Raw genomic sequence first — 16,670 nt, 5'->3', positions numbered from 1 at the left:
CAGCCGCACCACACCGGCGGCGGTTCCGGCGGCCACGGAGACGGCGGAGACTCGGGCGGCCACAACGGCAACGGGTTCGGCGCCCCGCACGGGGATGCGGACGCCACGCCGAACGGGGATGTGGACGCGCCTACGGGCGACGGTCCGGACGGTGCCCCGCACGGCGACGCCGACGGCGATGTTCCCGCGGGCGACAGCACCCCCGGCGACGGCTCCGATGCGGGTGAGCCGCCCGAATCCCAGGGGCCTACGGCGCCGGTCTCCGCCGAGCAGCGAATGGCGCACGGCGAGGAGATGATCTCCGACCGTGCGCGGACGTTCGACAACGACGCAGAGGCCACGAAGTACGGGCAGGACCACTGGAACGACTATGTGGAGAACCTTCCTGCCGAACAGCGGGAATCGTTGTACAACTACACGCAGGAGCCGCCTCAGAGCCACCCCACGTATGTGGAGATGAACGGGCAGCTGCGCCGGGGCGAGACTCTTGACCCGGCTGTCCAACACGACGTCGACAACATCGACAGGGCTATGGAAGGACGCCCGGTCCCCGAAGACGTCGTCGTGACCCGGGGAACCGGGCTCGGGCACATCGATATGAACCCCGCAGACATGAAGAAGCGTCCTGAAGGATTCACGGACGAGGGATACATGTCGACGTCGCTCGGCGGCCCTGCTGCCGGCTTCGGTTCGATGGAGGCGGTTTTGCACCTGCGTGTTCCCGCCGGTACGCCCGCTCTGTGGATGGAGAAGGCGTCCGCGTTCGGCGGCGCGGAGCGGGAGTTGATGCTGGGCCGCGGATCGACATACCGCGTGTTCGACTCCGTTCGTTCCGGCGGGCAGTGGCACATCTATGGTGAGATCCTGCCGAAGGACTAGCGAAGAAGGGCGTGCCCATGGGTGTCGATGATCGGGACTTCCGCAGAGCCACTGAGGACGTGCATTTCGTTCCTGTGGGCGAGGAGCTGGGCTATACGTCGGATTGCTCAGGCCCTGTGAGGTACAGGACTGTGGCGCGGAACCGCGGGGCAGACGTCCTGGGGTATCTCTGGCACAACGACGACGAACATGCCGCCGGTTACGTGCCGCAGCCAGCGGGTGGCGACGCGGCGTTCAACGCAGGAAGTTACTGGAACGACCGGTTGACCGAGGCGGAACAACGCGGCCTCGCGCCGTCTGCGGCCGTCGAAGAGCTCGAGAAGCGGGTAGTCGGCGGCGAGCCGGCAGGCTGGATCGTGCCCGGTTCTGAAGATGAAGCGTCGAGTGTTCAGCAACTCAGGAACTCCGCTGGAATGTCCTCGAGTGGGAACCGGCCGCTCCAGCAGCCGGATGCGCCAAGAAGGCGGGAACGCGGCGCCTAGCGAAGGCCCGGAGCGGGTCGGCGGAAGGGAGCGCTGAGACCATGGCTGACCCTGAGACGTTCGCCGAGCACGTCGAGACCCCCTACGGCTCCGTGGAGCGGGGGCCGGTGCGGTACCTGCCCGTCGAGTCGGGCGGCGAGGTTATCGGGTACCTGTACGCGGGCGTGAAGGAGAAGGGGGCCTCCTACATCCGCAGGCTCGGGACGCAGGAGAACCGGGTCGGCTTCGCCGGGGCTACCGTGTGGTCGCAGCGCCTGCTCGAAGCCCGCAAGGACGGCCTGTCTCCCGAGGACGCGCTGCGGCGGTGGATCGGCGCGGAAGAACGCCCGCAGGCCGGCGCCGTTCCGGCGGGCGCGCAGTTCGCCGAAGCCTCCAGTACGGAAGAGCTCCGGCAACTCGCCAATCCCGGCCGCGCCGAGGACCTGCTTCCTCCATGGATGAGGGAACCCGGATCCGGCGGCATGCAGACGGAACGCAGAGCGCCCGGTGAATGGGAGCCGATGGGACCGATGCGCACCGAGTACCCCGAGGGCTACCGCTTGGTGAGCGACACTCCGGTGCGATACCTGCCGGTGTATGAGGGGGACACCCTGCTGGGCTACGTGTGGGCCGCGGAGTCCGACGACGCGGCAGGCTTCGCCGAGCGCACACTGCCCGGCGGCAGGGGTGCCCGCGCCCTGACGGCCTGGATCCGCCGCTTCGGGCAGTGCAAGAGCGAAGGTCTCACCCCTTTGCAGGGCTTGCGCCGGTGGAAGGGCGCTGCCGAGGACCCGGTCGCGGGCCGCGTGCCGGCCGATGCGCCGGAGGGCAGGGCCTCGGATTCCGCGGAGGTGGAGACCTACACCTGGCGGTAGTGCAGCGGTGCGCGCTCAGCCCGAACGCCCCGGAGTTCGGTGCGCGAGTGAACCGGCGACGCTTCGATCGGTGTGGAGGGCGTGAATGGACACCGACCCGTGGGTCAGCCCTCGGCTGACCGAGGACGTGCATTTCCACCCCGTCGGCAGGAAGCGCGGCTACCCATCGGAGAGCTCGGGGCCGGTGCGCTACAGAACCGTGGCTCGGGGCAGCGGCGGCGCGGTCCTGGGCTACCTCTGGTATAGCGATGCGGAGGGCGCCGCCGGCCATGTGCCCCATGCGGCGACCGGTGACGACGCCTTCAACGCGGGGACCTTCTGGTACGGGCGCCTCGCCGCGGCCGGTGATCGAGGGCTGGCGCCCTCGGAGGCGGTCGCCGAGTTCGAGGAACACGGCGTCGGCAGCGGCGGCTCGGGGTGGATCGTCCCCGGCTCCGAGGCCGAGGCACCGAGCCTCCTCCGGCTGCGCTTGTCGGCGGGCGTGCGGCCCGACGGCACTATGCCGCTCCGGCGACAGGGTGAGACGCGGAAACGGGGACGCGGCGGCCAGGAGGGCACCTGTGAGTACCGGTGAAGAGCAGTCACCAGGCTCCTCGCCTGCGAAGCGGTCCCGTTCCGGAGGAGGGATGCCGAGAGGGGCGACCTACAAAACCCGGACAGCGGGGCCGGTCCGCCACCTCCCTGTGGAACTGGGTGGTGTGGTCATCGGGTATCTGTACACGGCGGTCCGCGGCAACTCGGCGTCCTACCTACGCAGACTGGCTGCTCAGGACACCGAGCCCGGCTTCGACGGCGCCGTGGTCTGGTCTCAACGCCTTTCCGACGCCTATCAGGCGGGGCTGCCCGCCCAAGAGGCGCTTCGGGGTTGGATCGGTGCCGAGGAGCACCCCACGGCAGGTGCGATCCCGCCCGGTGCGAAATTCACCGAGCTGGGCGACTACGAGGAGTTGCGGCAGTTGGCCAACCCGGGCCACGTCGAGCCGCCGTTACCCGGCCCTCCGCCGGAGCCCGGGTACTTTCCGGACGGCACACCCTTCGACCGGTCGAAGGGCTGGGGGCCGCTCGGGCCCCTCACGACCGACGGCCCGGGCTACAAGTCGGCCACGGATTCAGCGGTGCGGTATGTGCCCGCTTATCGCGGCGACTTCCTGCTCGGCTACCTCTGGGCGGCCGAGACCGACGACGCGGCGGGTTTCGTTCCCCGAGTCAAGGCGCGCCTCGACGGACACATCGCCGAGAGCAGGTGGACCACCAGAATGCAGCGGTGCGAGAGCGAGGGCCTGAGCCCGCTGGCGATGATGCGCAGCTGGATCGGCGCCGAGGAGGACCCCACGGCGGGCCGTATCCCGGTCGGCGTCGAAGAGCGGCGTGCGCCCGGCTTGCCGGAACTGAACGTCCACGCGCGCGATTGACCGGCGAAGGCGCGCCGGTCGCCTTCTTCGGTTGTCCCGCCGCGAACCAAACCCGCGCGGGTTCCCGCCCTGATGAGCACGGCACGTCGCAACAGCGGCGTGCCGGATCGGAGCCGGACCGCGCGGCGGCCCGCTACCCGCGCAGCGCCGAAGCCGGCTGCCGGGCCACGCTCCGGCCCAGATCCTCCAGGTCACCGGCTGCCAGGCCGGGCCAGCCGTGGACCGAGGAGCGCCATCGGGCCGGGACCGCCGACGCTCCCCAGCGCGCGCCGACCAGGGCGCCGGCTATCGCCGCGACGGTGTCGGTGTCGTCCCCGGCTCGGACGGCGTTCTCCAACGCGGCGACGAAGTGCTCCGCGCCCTCCCCGGAGGTCGTGGTGATCGCCGACCATGCCGCCTGCAGCGCCGTCACCACGAAGCCGTTCGGGTTGAACGCCTGCGGCGGCGCCTCCTCGGCCTCGGCCAGCCGTGCCGCCCAGTGGTCGCGCCGGTTCACCGGGAGCAGGTCCACACCCGCGCGCACGCCCTCGAAGCCGCCCTCGGCCACCGCGTGGCGGACGCCTTCGCACCACAGCACGCACGCCTCCTCGGCGAGCGGGTCGGCGTGGGTGAGGCGGCTGACCAGGCGGGCGGCGTCGGCGGTGGGCTGCGGGTCGTCGAGGAAGCACAGTCCCACGGGCCCGGTGCGCATCAGGGACCCGTTGCCGGCGCTGGGCACCCCCGAGTCGTAGCGCTCATGCGCCGCCGCCAGCATCGCCTCGGCCACCCCCGGCGCACCGCGCGCCGGGGCGGCTGCGCCCAGCACGGCGCGCGTCTGGTTGCCGATGTCGCTGGCGCCTTCGAACCGCCACGTCAGGAAGTTCTCGGCGGCGGCGTCGAGTACGGACCCGCTCAGTACCGCACCGCCCGCCTCCGAGCCGCTCGCCTCGCCGCCCGGATCTGCGTCGGCCTCCGCGAGCGCGCGGGCGATGCAAGCGGCCATCTGCGTGTCGTCGCTGTACTCACCCGGACGGTAGGGCCCCAGCCCGCCGCCGATCATCTCCGGGCGCTGGTCGCCGTGCAGCCGCGGCGCGAACTCGTAGGGGACGCCCAGCGCGTCACCGCAGGCCGCGCCGAGCAGCACGCCGGCCGCCCGGTCCAGGCGCTGCGGCTCCAGCGGCGGCGTGTACTCCCGGCGGGTGTCGCCCTGTGCCTGGCGGGGGGTGTCGTTCACGGTGGGCCCTTCCTTGTCGGGAGCACTCGGTGCGGCGGCATCGCCGGCCCGCGCAGACGGCCTCCTCAGGCCCGCCGCCGAGTGCCCTCCGGTTGCAGGTGATCCATCAGTGCGCGGAATTCGCGCCAGGTTTCGGGATCGGTGCCCGCGCCGAGCGGGTACCACATCGCTGGAGCGCGTGAGGGTCCCACGCGCTCCCCCGGTGCGGGGGCGTCTTCGGCATGGGCGGTCCCGATCTCCGAGACCGCCTCGGCACCGATAGCGACCCCCACCGGGGCCGGCGCCCCCGACCACACCGGCGCGTACGTCAGGTCCGCGCGCCCGGGGAGCCGCTGTGCCGTCATGGTGGTGAGAACCCGCTGTTCGGCGAACTCCCGGACCACCTCGCGCAGGCGTTCCACGGGCGGCTCCACCCCCGGCGGGTAGCCCGCCGCGAAGGTGACGGTCTCCTTGACCCCTTCGGCCACAGCCGCCGCGCGGTGCATGCCGATGAAGGGGTGCTCGGCGAATCCCGGTCCGGCGAACACCGTCCACGTCGCTCCCGGCGCCCGCCGCCGGCACAGGGCCGTAAGCCGCGCGGTGTCCCACTGCGACAGGGCCGGCTCGCTGGTGCCCCACCCGGCCGGGTCGGCCCCGCCGAACAGGTCCGCCAGCCGCTCGACGGCCCTGCCCAGCACCAGTCCTTCGCGCGCCTTGTGCCGCAGCCGCAGATCGATCCAGAGCTGGCTGCCGGTCTCCTCGCCCGTCGGCAGGAACGCGGGGGCGGGCTGCGTATCGGCGCCGGCGCTCTTGTCGACGACGAAGCCGGCGCGGCGGTCCCATCGCAGCGGCACCCCGGAGAACCCGTCGAAATGTCCGCTTCCGTCGGGCTCCTCGATCACCCAGCGCGCCTTCGGATTCTGCAGCACGGTGCGCAGCGGCAGGGTGATGCGCGCGGCGGGGGAGGAGAGCACCTGCAACGACCGGTCGGAGCGGCCGCACTGGGCGAGCACGTCGGTGAGCCACGACGACAGCGGCACGACGGCGCGGTCCTGGACGACGACGGCCGCCTGCGGGGTCGCGGTGTCGACGGCGGGGTGGTCGGCGACCACGCTCACTTCCTCCCGTCCTGCTCGGGGGCTGCCGCGCTGCCGCGGCCGACCGGGCGCGGCGGCCACACCGCGCCGCCCAGCCGCCCGGTCAAGGCGTCGGCGAAGCGGTGGGCGAGCCCGGCGGGGTCGGGCCCCGCGCCCGCCGCGCGGGCCTCCACCCACCAGCACGGGTCGGGCATGTCCGCCGCCGCCTGATCGCCGAGCAGTCGTTCGACCTCGCCGGGCACGTCCACCTTCTGGGCGGCCTCGATGGCCAGCACCGGCCGTCCGGAGCCGTCGCGGAGCCGGATGACGGCCCCCTCGCCCGCCCCTTCGATCGTGAGGTCCGGGCCGGCCTCGGCCATCGAGTCCACCAGGGCCCGCACATCGGGCGCCTGGCGCACCAGCGCGACCACGTCGTAGGTCACCGCTTCTCCTCCTCCGCTTCGGGGGCCGTGTCCAGAACCGCCGTCTGCATCAGACGCGGGGAGCGGCCCCTGCGGATCCACTTGCCCCGTCCGGGCGGCTGCGGACTGGCGTAGACCTTGGGGAACAGTTGGCCCTCGGTGCGGTCGCCCGACATCAGCAGCGCACTGGTGCCGACCTCCCGCATCGCCTGCACCAGCGGGTCGTACAGGCCGCGCCCGGCCCCGGCCACGCGCCGGCTGAGCACGAAGTGCAGGCCGATGTCGCGCCCGTTGGGCACGAACGGCACGAACGGGGTCAGCGGCTTCTGCCCGGCGGTGGTGAGCATGTCGTAGTCGTCGACGAGAACCACGATGCGCGGCCCGCCGATCGCCCCGGGCTCGGCCGAGTCGGCGTCGGCGTCGTCGGGGATGCGCCCCTCCAGCTCCTTGGCCACGCCGCCGGCGAGCCCCTGGCACACTCGCGCGTTGCTTGCGTAGCCGCCCAGGTACTCCTCGGGGATGACGCCGCGCAGCGTGCGCCGCGGGTCCATCACCGCGAACACGACCTCCGAGGAGCTGTAGCGGGCCACGAGCCCTTCGGCCACCGTTCGCAGGAGGTTCGTCTTGCCGCACTCGCCGTCGCCCAGCACCAGCAGGTTCTGGTCGCGGTCGAACAGGTCCAGCAGGACGGGATCCAGCCTCTGCTCGTCCACGCCGATGGGGACCCGGGTGCGCTCGGTCTGCGGCCCGGGCAGCGTGGCCGCGGGCAGCACGTGCGGCAGCACCCGCACCGGCGGCGCCGTCGTGCCCTTCCACGCGGTGCCGATGGCGCGGCAGGTCTTCTCCACCACCTCGCCGAGGTTGCCGTCCTCGGCCAGCGTGTCCACCCGCGGCAGTGCGACCTGCCCGAACAGCTTCTGGTCGGTGAGCGCCCGGCCCGGGGTCCCGGCGCCGACCGTCTCGGCCAGCTTGCGGTCGATCGAGGAGTCGGAGGCGTCGTTGAGGTGCAGTTCCACCTTCTGCCCGAAGTTGGACTGCATCGCGATGCGCACGTCGTTCCACCGCAGCATGGCCGCGACGATGTGGATGCCGTAGCCGCCGCCGCGCTGCAGCAGGTCCCTGACGATGTCGTCGATCTCCTCGAAGTCGCTGCGGATCGCGCCGAAGCCGTCGATGCACAGCACGACGTCGGCACTGGCCAGCTCCGGGACCTCGCCGCGCGCGTGCATGCGCCGCAACTGATGGATGGAGTCGATGCCCCTGTCGCGGAAGACCTCCTGGCGCTGCTCCAGCATGCCGCTGACCTCCTCGACGGTGCGCCGCACCCGCTCGGTGTCGGTGCGCACCGCCACCCCGCCCACGTGCGGCAGGTCGTCGACGGCCTGCAGCCCGCCGCCCACCAGGTCGAGCCCGTAGCAGGCGACCTGGTCGGGCGTGTGGGTCAGCGCCAGCGACAGCAGCATGGTGCGCAGCAGCGTGGTCTTGCCGGTCTGCGGACCTCCGATGACGGCGACGTGCCCGCCCGAGGCCGACAGGTCGAGGTTCCACGTTCCCTGCCACTGCCGCGCGGCGTCGTCGAGCAGCCCGATCGGCACCTGCATCGCGCTGGGCGGCTCGGGCAGCCGCATGCCCTCGTCGGCGACGCGAACCGGCCCGGTGACCGAGTCCAGGGTGGTCGACGCGGGCAGCGGCGGCAGCCAGACGCTGCGGGTGGGCTCGCCGGCCCGGGTCAGCTGCCCCACCATCACGTCCAGCAGGGTCGGTCCCACGGTGCGGTCGGGCAGCGCCTGCTCGGGGTCCTCGGCCGGAGCGGCCTCCCCCCGCTGGGCGCCGCCCGCGCCGTTGAACGCCGGATAGGGGTGGACCGGCGGCGGCCCTTCGCGCTCTTCGGCCTCCTCGGCGGCCACCCTGCCGCGGTAGGCCCCGGAGACGTAGCCGGCCTTGAACTGCTGATAGACGCTGGTGTCGACCTTGAGGTAGCCGAATCCGGGAAGCGCGGGCAGGTGGAACGCGTCGGGGGTGTCCAGGACCGTGCGGCTCTCCTCCTCGGAGAACGTGCGCAGCCCCAGCCGGTAGGACAGGTAGGTCTCCAGGCCGCGCAGCTTGCCGCCCTCGATGCGCTGGCTGGACAGCAGCAGGTGCACTCCGATGCTGCGCCCGATGCGCCCGATCGACAGGAACAGCTGGATGAAGTCGGGCCGTGCGGTCAGCAGTTCGCCGAACTCGTCGATGATGACCAGCAGATGCGGAAGCGGCGGCAGGCTGGGCTCGTGCGTGCGCTTGTAGTGGTAGTCGCCGATGTTGGCGACGTTGCCGGCGTCGCGCAGTACCTGCTGGCGGCGCTGCACCTCGCCGGAGAGGCTGGAGTAGGCGCGCTCGATCAGCGCCGCGTCGTCCTCCAGGTTGGTGATCACCCCGGCGACGTGCGGCATCTCCTCGAACGGGGCGAAGGTCGCGCCGCCCTTGTAGTCGACGAGCACCATGCTGACCCGCTCGGGCGGGTGGGTGGCCGCCAGTGCGATCACCAGGGTGCGCAGCATCTCGCTCTTGCCCGACCCGGTGGCGCCGACGCACAGCCCGTGCGGGCCCATGCCCAGTTGCGCCGACTCCTTGAGGTCCAGGATGACCGGTTGGCCCAGGTCGTCGGCGCCGATGGGCACGCGCAGGAACGCGCGCTCGCTTCGGGGCTGCCACAGCCGGAGCACGTCCATGTCGCCGGGGTCGTCCACGCCCAGCATGGTGGGGAAGTCGGTGCTGCCGCCCTCGGCCGCGGTCTCCTCGACGGATTCGCGCGAGAGCCGCAGCGGCGCCAGCATCCGCGCCAGCCCGGTGATGTCGCCCGCGCCGACGTCGTCGACGGTGCCGGCGGCGGCCTCTCCCGCGGGGTCGGCGGTGCGCAGGTCCTCCATCCGCACCTTGTCGCCCTCGACCGTGATGCGCAGGCTCACGTCGCCGGGCTCGTCGATCTGGGTGGCGGCCAAGTGCAGGACGGTGGTGCCCAGCGCCGAGGGCGGGATCGCGTCGTCGGGGCGCACCAGCTCCTCGGCCACGGCTCCGTGGGTGTCGTGCACGATCACGAGCCGGCGCATCATCCGGTAGGCCTCGCGCTTGCCCATGCCGCGCCGCACCTCGGCCGCGAAGTCGGTGCGGGCGCGCAGGTCGTCCGACAGCAGCGCGCCGAGCTTGGCCGGGGTGGGCGAGATCAGCCGCGTGTAGGCGCCCTGCTCGCGGCGCTGCTGGTCCTGGGCCTGCGGCAGCCACTTGAGCCATTCCCAGTCGGAGGCCGCCGAGGCGGGGTGGGCCACGGCCAGGGCGGCGTCCTCGGGCGCGTGGAAGACCGCGAACTGGGCGAGCAGGGAGCGCATCACCCGCATCACGTCGGCGCGCTCGCCGATGACGCTGATGTTGCCGGTCATGTCGAGCGGAACCGTCAGCGGCATCTCCGGGACGTGCTCGAATCGCCGGATCGCCGCCTGCGCCTCCGAGAGCATGAAGGGGTCCGTGGGCGTCAGCGCCGACCCGCGCTCGCCCAGCCGCAGCGGCTGTCCCGGCATAGACCCCGTGCCCAACCGCACCCGCAGGAAGTCGCGGTCCTTGCGGCGGCGCTCCCACAGCCGGGTGGGGTCGCGCACGACGTCGTAGAGCGCCGCCGGCGGCGGGTCGAGCAGCTGTGCGTACTCGCGGGCCTCGCGCTCGCGCCCGCTGAGGTCCTCGCGCAGCTCCTCCAGGTACTCCAGGTACAGTTCGCGCTGGTTGCGGCGCTGGCGCGCGGCCTGGCCGCGCCGGGAGAGCAGCATGCCCAGCGCGGCGCACAGCGCCAGCACCAGCACCAGCGCGCCAAGGGCCATGAACGCCGGATTGCGCAGGACCATCATGACGGTCAGCGAGCCCATCATGGCGATCATGGGCAGAATGGACATGAGCTGGTTGCCCTGCGCGTTGCCGTCGGGCAGCGTCGGCGGTGCCTCGACGTCGTAGGGCCCGTGCTGCGGCGGAGGATGGACGGTGCGGGCCGGCCGATGCACTACGCGGGTGGTCACCAGCTCTCCTTTCCCCGTGGACGGGGACGATCCTATTCGGGCGCGGCGGAGTACTCCCATACGGTAATCGCGGGCTCGCGCGGCGGCGCGGGCGCGTTCGCGGAGCCGGATCGGAGGGGATCCGCGGGGGCCGCGACCGCGCCACAGCTGGAGGGAGGACTGGGTGTGCACGAGTTGGAGATCGCCGGAGACGTACACGCGCTCGTCGAAGGCCTGCTGCCGGTCTCGCTTCCCGACGCCTCCTTCGACCGCGCCACCTCCTCGGTGGTGATCGGGTTCGGCTGGACCGAGCTGAGCGCGTCGACGTGGGTGCTGCTGGAGCGCTGCGCGGCCGCGCAGCGGTCGGAGTGGCCGGGAGTCGTCGACGCGTGGCTGCGCGAGACCGCCGACCGGGCCGCCATGGCCATCGCCGAGATCGAGCTGCTGGGCGACGTGCGCGAGCTGCTGCGTATCCGCCTGGTGCCGACCATGCCCGAGTCGCGCCGCCGCGAGCTGGTGTGGACCTCGGCGGGGGACCACTTCGACGCCCTGGTGGTGGTCGAGCACCCCCAGTACGGTGCGCCGCTGACACGGCATCGCGCAGGGCTGCTGCAACTGCGGCGGCTGGGCTACGCCCTGCGCCAGACCCGTGAGCGCGAGCTGGCCGACGTCGTCGACTACACGCGGCCGCTGGCGGCCGGAGGCGAGGTACGGGTGATCACCAAGCCGGGCAGCCGGTATGTGACCGTGCTGCTCAGCGAGCTGGAGGAGTTGACCGCCGAGGAGGAGAACGCCCCAGCGCTGGTCGCGGCGCCGAGCTACGACACCCTGCTGGTGTATCCCCTCGCCTCGCGGGAGGCGCTGAAGGCCCTGCCCGCGTTCGCCGCCGAGGCCGCCGCGCTGCACAGGAAGGCGCAGGAGCCCTGCTCGGAGCATGTGTACCTGTGGCGCGACGGTGAGCTGGAGGTCCTGGACGCGCGGCCGCGCAAGGCCCGCGCGCGTCTCAAGGCGGTTCTGCGCGAGGCGGGGCCGCCGCACCGCCGCGGGCCCGCACGGCCGTAGTGCGGCGGCGCGGCGGCGGACGCCGAACCGGCGGCGTGAGCGTGGCCGCATCCGGCCGCGGGCGCAGGGTGTAGGGGGCGGCTCGGCCGCTTCGGCGGGTCCGCCCGCGCGGCGCCAATATCGGCCTGCAGCGCGCGGCGGGTTCGCCGCACCGCAATCAGACCCCGACCAGGGGGTCGGGATGAGCGGATCGGGCGCCGCACGCACGTTCCGCGTCCGAAGGCCTGCCGCGCATGCCGACTGTCACGGGTTTCGGTCATGACATGCATCGCCATTCGGATTGGAACACTGGACCCGCACCGGGAAGATCGGCTCTCCTGGGGGTATCCGGCCGGGCGAGGGGACCGGGGCGGGGATCCGAGGGGAGAGCGCGTGCTGGACGGCGACTGGCTTGCGGAGACCGGGACGGAGATCCGCGGCGTCCTGAAGGTCATGGTCGACGCGGGGTGGCTTCCGGGGGGAACCGCCGTGGTCGGCACCGACAGCATGTGGGAGTTCGTCTCCGTCGGCGGGATCGGCGAGGCCACCGGCGACCACCCGGTGGCGCCGGACGTGCGCTACGACGTCGCGAGCCTGACCAAGGTCATGGCCACCTGGCCGCTGGTGGGACGGGCGGTGGCCGAGGACCTCGTGGGGCTCGACGACCCGCTGGGGTCCTACTTCTCCGGCGGCCCGTACCCGGGCGGGCAGGTCACGGCGCGCCAGATCCTCACCCACACCTCGCGCCTCAATCCGGTGACGTGGCTGGAGCGCTACGTCGGCACCGAGCAGGACCTCGCCGAGGCGATCCTGTCCGAGCCGCTGGACGAGCCGGGCTACCACTACATCGACCGCGGGTTCATCCTGCTCGGGCTGCTGATGGAGCGGCTGCTGGGCGACCCGCTGGACCGGCTTGCGGGGGAGCTGTGGTCGATGGCGGGCATGCCTTCGACCACCTACGGACCGCTGCCGCGCTCGTCCTCGGTCGCGCCCACCGAGCGCCGTATCCCCGGCGCGGCACCGACCTGGGGCGTGGTCCACGACGAGGCGGCGGGCCTGATGGGCGGGATCGCCGGGCACGCCGGCGTGTTCACCACCGCCATCGACCTCGGCGTGTTCGCCCGCGACCTGCTGCGGGTGCACGCGGACTCCGACGGGATCGACGGCCCTTTCGCCGACTACGTGCGCCAGAGCTGGCGGGCCCAGGTCCCGGTCGACGAGCGCTTCTCCCGCGGTCTGGCCTGGCTGGTCACCGACGACGGGCTGGTGTACCACCACGGCTACACGGGGGTCAGCCTGTTCCTGCATCCCGCCACGGGCCGCTACGTGGGCCTGCTCACCAACGCGGTGCACCACGGGCGCAGGAGGACGGGCCTGTTCGACCTGAGAGCGGCGATCCGGGCCGCCTTCGCGGACTGAGGGATTCCCAGCGCCACCGCGTGAAGCCGCAGCAGCGGGGGTCACGCGGAACCGCGCGTACCCGGTCGGCACAGCCTGCGATGCCGCCACCCGCCCTGCGGGACCTCCTGGCGATCACTCGAAACAGGTCTGTCCGATTGCGGACAGTGGCGGTCATCACGTGACAGGGCATACCGGCGGTTCACGGGTGTCTGTTGAGCTGGTCGTTCGGCGACCCCCGCCTTCACGCGTCCGGTGAAGCCGGCTCGCCGCCGCCGCTGACGGTGCGGCATGATTCGACTACGGAGAAAAGTCGCGAACCGGCGGTGACTCGGGCATACCGCAGTGCCCCCTGCGTCCCGAGCGTCCCGGACGCGGCCGCCTCACCACGTCCATAGCGCCGACCCGGCCGCCGCGCGGAGCACCAGCGGCGGCCGGGTCGGCCGTGTGACGGGTGCGACGCGAAGGGAGTGGCGCAGAGGTGTCGGTATGGGACCTGAAACCCGAGCAGATCTCCGGTGTGCTGACCACGGTGTCGGGCCACATCGGTGACGAGGAGCGCACCGAAGGCCTGAGCCTGCATTCGAAGACCCTGGAGGACGCGCTCGACGAAGCCAACACAGCGGCGAGCAGCGGCCCCATCGGCATGGCCCTGCAGTCCTTCTCCGAGCACTGCTTCGGGCTGATCGGCGACATGGTCGACCGCGGATCCAGCGCCGTGACGGGCGCGGGGGACGCCACCGCGCACTACGTGAACGGGAATCTGGAGATGGCCGCCGAGGCCCAGTCCAACGCGGGCACGGTCGCAGAAGGCTAGCCGCACCCCGGCATTCCCGCAGCCCTTCCACCGCGGGTCGGCGGCCCCGCCCCGGACGCCCGCGCGACTCCCCCCGTCCCCGATCCCCCGCGAGGACAACGCATTGAGCGATGACGACCTGATCGATCCCTCCAGCATCGTCGTTCCCGAGGTCGACGCCAGCGCGCTGGAGGCGGCCGCCGCGGACATCCGCAAGCAGGGCGGCAGGATTGCCGGGAGCGGCCAGGACATCAAGAGCGCGTGGTCCGAACTGGACTCCTGCTACAGCGCCCCGGAAGCCGAAACCCTGCTCAGCGCGATGGACCCGGTCGTCGCGAAGGGCGACGACGTCGAAAGCGACCTCGACGAGGCCGCCACGGCTCTGGAGACCTTCGCCGAGACCGCGCGCGACCTGAAGGCCAAGATCGACGTGGCCAAGCAGGACGCGCAGAACTTCGTCGACTCCGTCAAAGGCGACGACTCCTGGGACGACGCCAGCGGCCTCTTCGGCGAGACCAGCGACAAGGTCGAGGAGCACAACGCGTTGCTCGACCGCGTCGCGACCCTCGTGCACCGGTACCAGGAGGCCGAGCGCGAGTGCGCCAACAAGATCACCTCCCTGTTCGACGGCGGCCCGACCTTCGTCGGCGCCGATCCGCAGGGCGGCACGGAACCGGGGAAGGGCGAAAAGCTCTACGGAACCGAGGAGCCGCTCACCGGTGGCCCGAACCCGTGGGGAAAGCCGCAGGGGTCCGACTTCCCGTGGTGGGTGGACTGGGGGGTCGGAGAGTACGGAACCAAGCTCGGCATGCTCCAGGACGCCGGTGCCCAGACGGGCTTCTACACCGAGGACGGCTGGGGTGTGGACTCGATGTCCGAATGGGCCGGGAACGTGTGGACCGACTGGGCCGACTCCGTAGCCGGGACGGGTGCCATGATCGGTGCCTGGAATCCGGAGACCGGTACCTGGACCCAGGACGGTCGGAAGCTGGACGTGGCCCAGACCGCCTGGAAGAACGCCGCGCACGAGTTTTTTCCGTGGACGGAGTTGGAGGAGCGGCCCGGCTACGTCTTCGGTACGGCCGGTACCAACGTCGGCTTTACGGTGGCCGGGATAGCGCTGAGTGCGACCGGCGTCGGGGCCGTGGTCGGCGCGCCGCTCGCGGCCTCCCGTGTGGCGAAGGCCCTCGGGGGTGCGGGCCGGGGCGAGGGGCACTTCAGCGTCGATGGCGGCACGAACGCGGACTCCGACGGCGGCGGTTCGGGACAGGATGGCGGCGGCAGCCGTCGGCCGGGGGCCGGCCCGGACGGGAACTCCGGCGACAAGGAGGGTCCGCCGTCGGGCATCGATCCGGGCGAGGGCTTCGACCTCTCCGGCATCGGCGATATGAACGAGTCGCTGGACAATCTGGCCGACGCGCAGCGCCCTTCGACACCGCGCTGGACACCGCAGCCCGAGCCGGATCCTGCGCCGGACGCCGGACCGGCTCCCGACGCGTCGCCGCGGCCTGACGCACCGGAGGCCGGTCAGGCGCCGCCGGAGTCGGGGCGTCCCGCAGAAGCGGACACACCGGATCGACAGAACGCGCCTGAACACCCCGGCGGCGTGGACGAGCCCGTCCAGCACGATCCTTCACGCCGCGATCCCACGACGGAGGAGGTCGACGAGAGCTTCGCGGAGATCGCGCGGCGCAACGAGGGCCTCGGCGACGCCATGGACGATGCGGACGGCGGCCGCATGGCCGAACTGGACGGCGAGGACCCGTGGACCATCGAGGCCCTGGAGGACGCCGAGGGCGACACCGGCCGCGGCGGCCCCGGAGGCCCGGACGACGGGGACCGCGTGCCGGTCGCCCCCGACGGCATGGAACTGAGCCACATGCCGGGCGAGGGCGATCCCACCCCCGACGGCTCTCCGGCTCCCGAAACCGATACGGACGCAGGCAGGGTAGAAGTCACCGACGACCGCCCGCCCGAGGGCGGCCAGACGTCGGGCGGTGACGGCGGCGGCGCCCCCGGGGGAGGGCGGGGCGGAGGGAGCCTTGGCCCGGACGAACCGGTCGGTGAATCGGCTGAGAGCGGGGACTGGCAGCAGCCTATGGAAAGTCGGGATCCTGGGAATCCCGAGGCCTTGCCTGAATCGGATGAGGAAGCCTCACCTGCCGCGGACGGGCCGATGTATTCAGACCGGGAGGTTCCGGTAGGGCTAACTCCTGAGCTGGCGCAGGAAATGGGCGACATGATAGCCGAAGGGCTAGAGCAGCGGAATCTCGACGGCGAGGTAGTCGTCCAGGGAAGCCGGGTCACCGGAGTGAGACCAAACGGCGAACCGATCGATACCGCCGACATCGATATCGGAATCCGCGTGGATCAGGATACGTTCAGCAATGTCATTTCTGAGCGGTTCAAGTCGCCGAATCCGGGAAGCTCAAAAGAGGCCAGGATGCTCCATGCGATCGATACGGGTAAAATTCAGTCCGGTGAGGCAGGGTTGCGCCCGCTGAGGAAGCAGCTGGAAGATAAACTCGGCATGAAAGTCGATATTTCAGTGATCCAAAAGAGCGGTCAGTTCGATAGGCCGCCTTTTATTAAGGTTGACGGGAATGCCTGACAAAGATTACGATTACTGCAAGATATTCGTAAAAAATGCTTCGTTTGATGAGTTGCAGTCCCTTATGGTCGATGCGTTTGGTGGGGACTTCAATATCCGAACGATGCAGTTCGATGGATATTCAATTGATATTGAGAAGAATACGACTGTCACTGAGGAGGGGAGTGAAGATTTTGTTCAATGGCCCGTTTTTATCGAGTTCTTTGGTGAGGATGACCGCCCGGAGGGTGTGGCGGTGGAGGTTGTGACTCGGATCCTTAATTCCCTCTGGGGGAATGGTGTCCGGGCGGTCGCGGCCTGCGACTTCGAAGATGAGCTGCCTTGGAGCGGCGGTATCGCCCGCCCCTGAAGCTCATTGACCATTGTCAAAAGAACGCTCAGAGGGCGGGCGCCGTATACCACCCCGACGCGGAGTTTTTCCGGGTGTGGGGAACGGGGTTAGCGGATATGTCGTTGTAGGTGAGCTCTCTAAAACCGGCGGCCACCTG

Annotated in this window: 14 protein-coding genes; 10 read left to right on the top strand and 4 right to left on the bottom strand. The window is 71.3% G+C overall.

Annotation, left to right across the window (positions count from 1 at the left end):
- The 5 genes from LP52_RS01470 to LP52_RS25520 all read left to right on the top strand — a co-directional run.
- A partial coding sequence (locus tag LP52_RS01470) for an ADP-ribosyltransferase (protein ID WP_157036152.1) occupies positions 1-879 on the top strand: 879 nt, incomplete at its 5' end.
- 17 nt (positions 880-896) lie between these two features.
- Positions 897-1,361: a hypothetical protein gene (locus LP52_RS26955; RefSeq protein ID WP_157036151.1), complete on the top strand. Its 465-nt coding sequence runs from the start codon at positions 897-899 to the stop codon at positions 1,359-1,361.
- Positions 1,362-1,402: 41 nt separating this feature from the next.
- Entirely contained in the window at positions 1,403-2,215 is an 813-nt protein-coding gene (locus tag LP52_RS25530; RefSeq protein ID WP_052809291.1) for a hypothetical protein, read from the top strand.
- A gap of 85 nt (positions 2,216-2,300) precedes the next feature.
- Complete coding sequence (locus LP52_RS25525; RefSeq protein ID WP_052809290.1) at positions 2,301-2,789, top strand: hypothetical protein; 489 nt, start codon at positions 2,301-2,303, stop codon at positions 2,787-2,789.
- A gap of 124 nt (positions 2,790-2,913) precedes the next feature.
- Positions 2,914-3,627: a hypothetical protein gene (locus LP52_RS25520; RefSeq protein WP_052809289.1), complete on the top strand. Its 714-nt coding sequence runs from the start codon at positions 2,914-2,916 to the stop codon at positions 3,625-3,627.
- A gap of 133 nt (positions 3,628-3,760) precedes the next feature.
- Here LP52_RS25520 and LP52_RS01445 read toward each other — a convergent pair whose 3' ends face one another.
- The 4 genes from LP52_RS01445 to LP52_RS01435 all read right to left on the bottom strand — a co-directional run bounded on the left by LP52_RS01445 (position 3,761) and on the right by LP52_RS01435 (position 10,357).
- Positions 3,761-4,840, bottom strand: coding sequence for an ADP-ribosylglycohydrolase family protein (locus LP52_RS01445; RefSeq protein WP_394298170.1), 1,080 nt, complete (start codon positions 4,838-4,840; stop codon positions 3,761-3,763).
- Positions 4,841-4,905: 65 nt separating this feature from the next.
- The gene (locus tag LP52_RS01440; RefSeq protein WP_157036150.1) at positions 4,906-5,931 is read right to left on the bottom strand and encodes a DUF6177 family protein; all 1,026 of its coding nucleotides are present in this window, start codon (positions 5,929-5,931) and stop codon (positions 4,906-4,908) included.
- Positions 5,932-5,933: 2 nt separating this feature from the next.
- Complete coding sequence (locus LP52_RS25515; protein WP_052809287.1) at positions 5,934-6,338, bottom strand: hypothetical protein; 405 nt, start codon at positions 6,336-6,338, stop codon at positions 5,934-5,936.
- Complete coding sequence (locus tag LP52_RS01435) at positions 6,335-10,357, bottom strand: type VII secretion protein EccC (protein ID WP_040270013.1); 4,023 nt, start codon at positions 10,355-10,357, stop codon at positions 6,335-6,337. Before LP52_RS01435 ends, LP52_RS25515 begins: the two co-directional genes overlap by 4 nt.
- A 165-nt stretch (positions 10,358-10,522) precedes the next feature.
- On the opposite strand from LP52_RS01435, the gene LP52_RS01430 reads away from it, so the two are divergent.
- From LP52_RS01430 to LP52_RS01410, 5 genes are all read left to right on the top strand, one after another.
- Complete coding sequence (locus LP52_RS01430; RefSeq protein WP_052809286.1) at positions 10,523-11,398, top strand: hypothetical protein; 876 nt, start codon at positions 10,523-10,525, stop codon at positions 11,396-11,398.
- A gap of 372 nt (positions 11,399-11,770) precedes the next feature.
- The gene (locus tag LP52_RS01425) at positions 11,771-12,796 is read left to right on the top strand and encodes a serine hydrolase domain-containing protein (protein WP_040270011.1); all 1,026 of its coding nucleotides are present in this window, start codon (positions 11,771-11,773) and stop codon (positions 12,794-12,796) included.
- Positions 12,797-13,256: 460 nt separating this feature from the next.
- The gene (locus tag LP52_RS01420) at positions 13,257-13,592 is read left to right on the top strand and encodes a DUF6507 family protein (protein ID WP_040270009.1); all 336 of its coding nucleotides are present in this window, start codon (positions 13,257-13,259) and stop codon (positions 13,590-13,592) included.
- A gap of 103 nt (positions 13,593-13,695) precedes the next feature.
- Positions 13,696-16,182 carry a hypothetical protein gene (locus LP52_RS01415; protein ID WP_040270007.1) on the top strand — a complete coding sequence of 829 codons (2,487 nt, stop codon included), beginning with the start codon at positions 13,696-13,698 and terminating at the stop codon, positions 16,180-16,182.
- Positions 16,175-16,531: a hypothetical protein gene (locus tag LP52_RS01410; RefSeq protein WP_040270005.1), complete on the top strand. Its 357-nt coding sequence runs from the start codon at positions 16,175-16,177 to the stop codon at positions 16,529-16,531. Before LP52_RS01415 ends, LP52_RS01410 begins: the two co-directional genes overlap by 8 nt.
- Positions 16,532-16,670 lie beyond the last annotated feature (139 nt).

Source organism: Streptomonospora alba (genome assembly GCF_000826685.1).
Taxonomy (GTDB): domain Bacteria; phylum Actinomycetota; class Actinomycetes; order Streptosporangiales; family Streptosporangiaceae; genus Streptomonospora; species Streptomonospora alba.
This window is presented reverse-complemented; position numbering and strand designations above follow the sequence as displayed.

Bases quoted from the DNA above. Each gene is read 5' to 3' on its own strand.
- LP52_RS01410 (WP_040270005.1), top strand. From the start codon at position 16,175: ATGCCTGACAAAGATTACGATTACTGCAAGATATTCGTAAAAAATGCT.
- LP52_RS25530 (WP_052809291.1), top strand. From the start codon at position 1,403: ATGGCTGACCCTGAGACGTTCGCCGAGCACGTCGAGACCCCCTACGGC.
- LP52_RS25525 (WP_052809290.1), top strand. From the start codon at position 2,301: ATGGACACCGACCCGTGGGTCAGCCCTCGGCTGACCGAGGACGTGCAT.
- LP52_RS26955 (WP_157036151.1), top strand. From the start codon at position 897: ATGGGTGTCGATGATCGGGACTTCCGCAGAGCCACTGAGGACGTGCAT.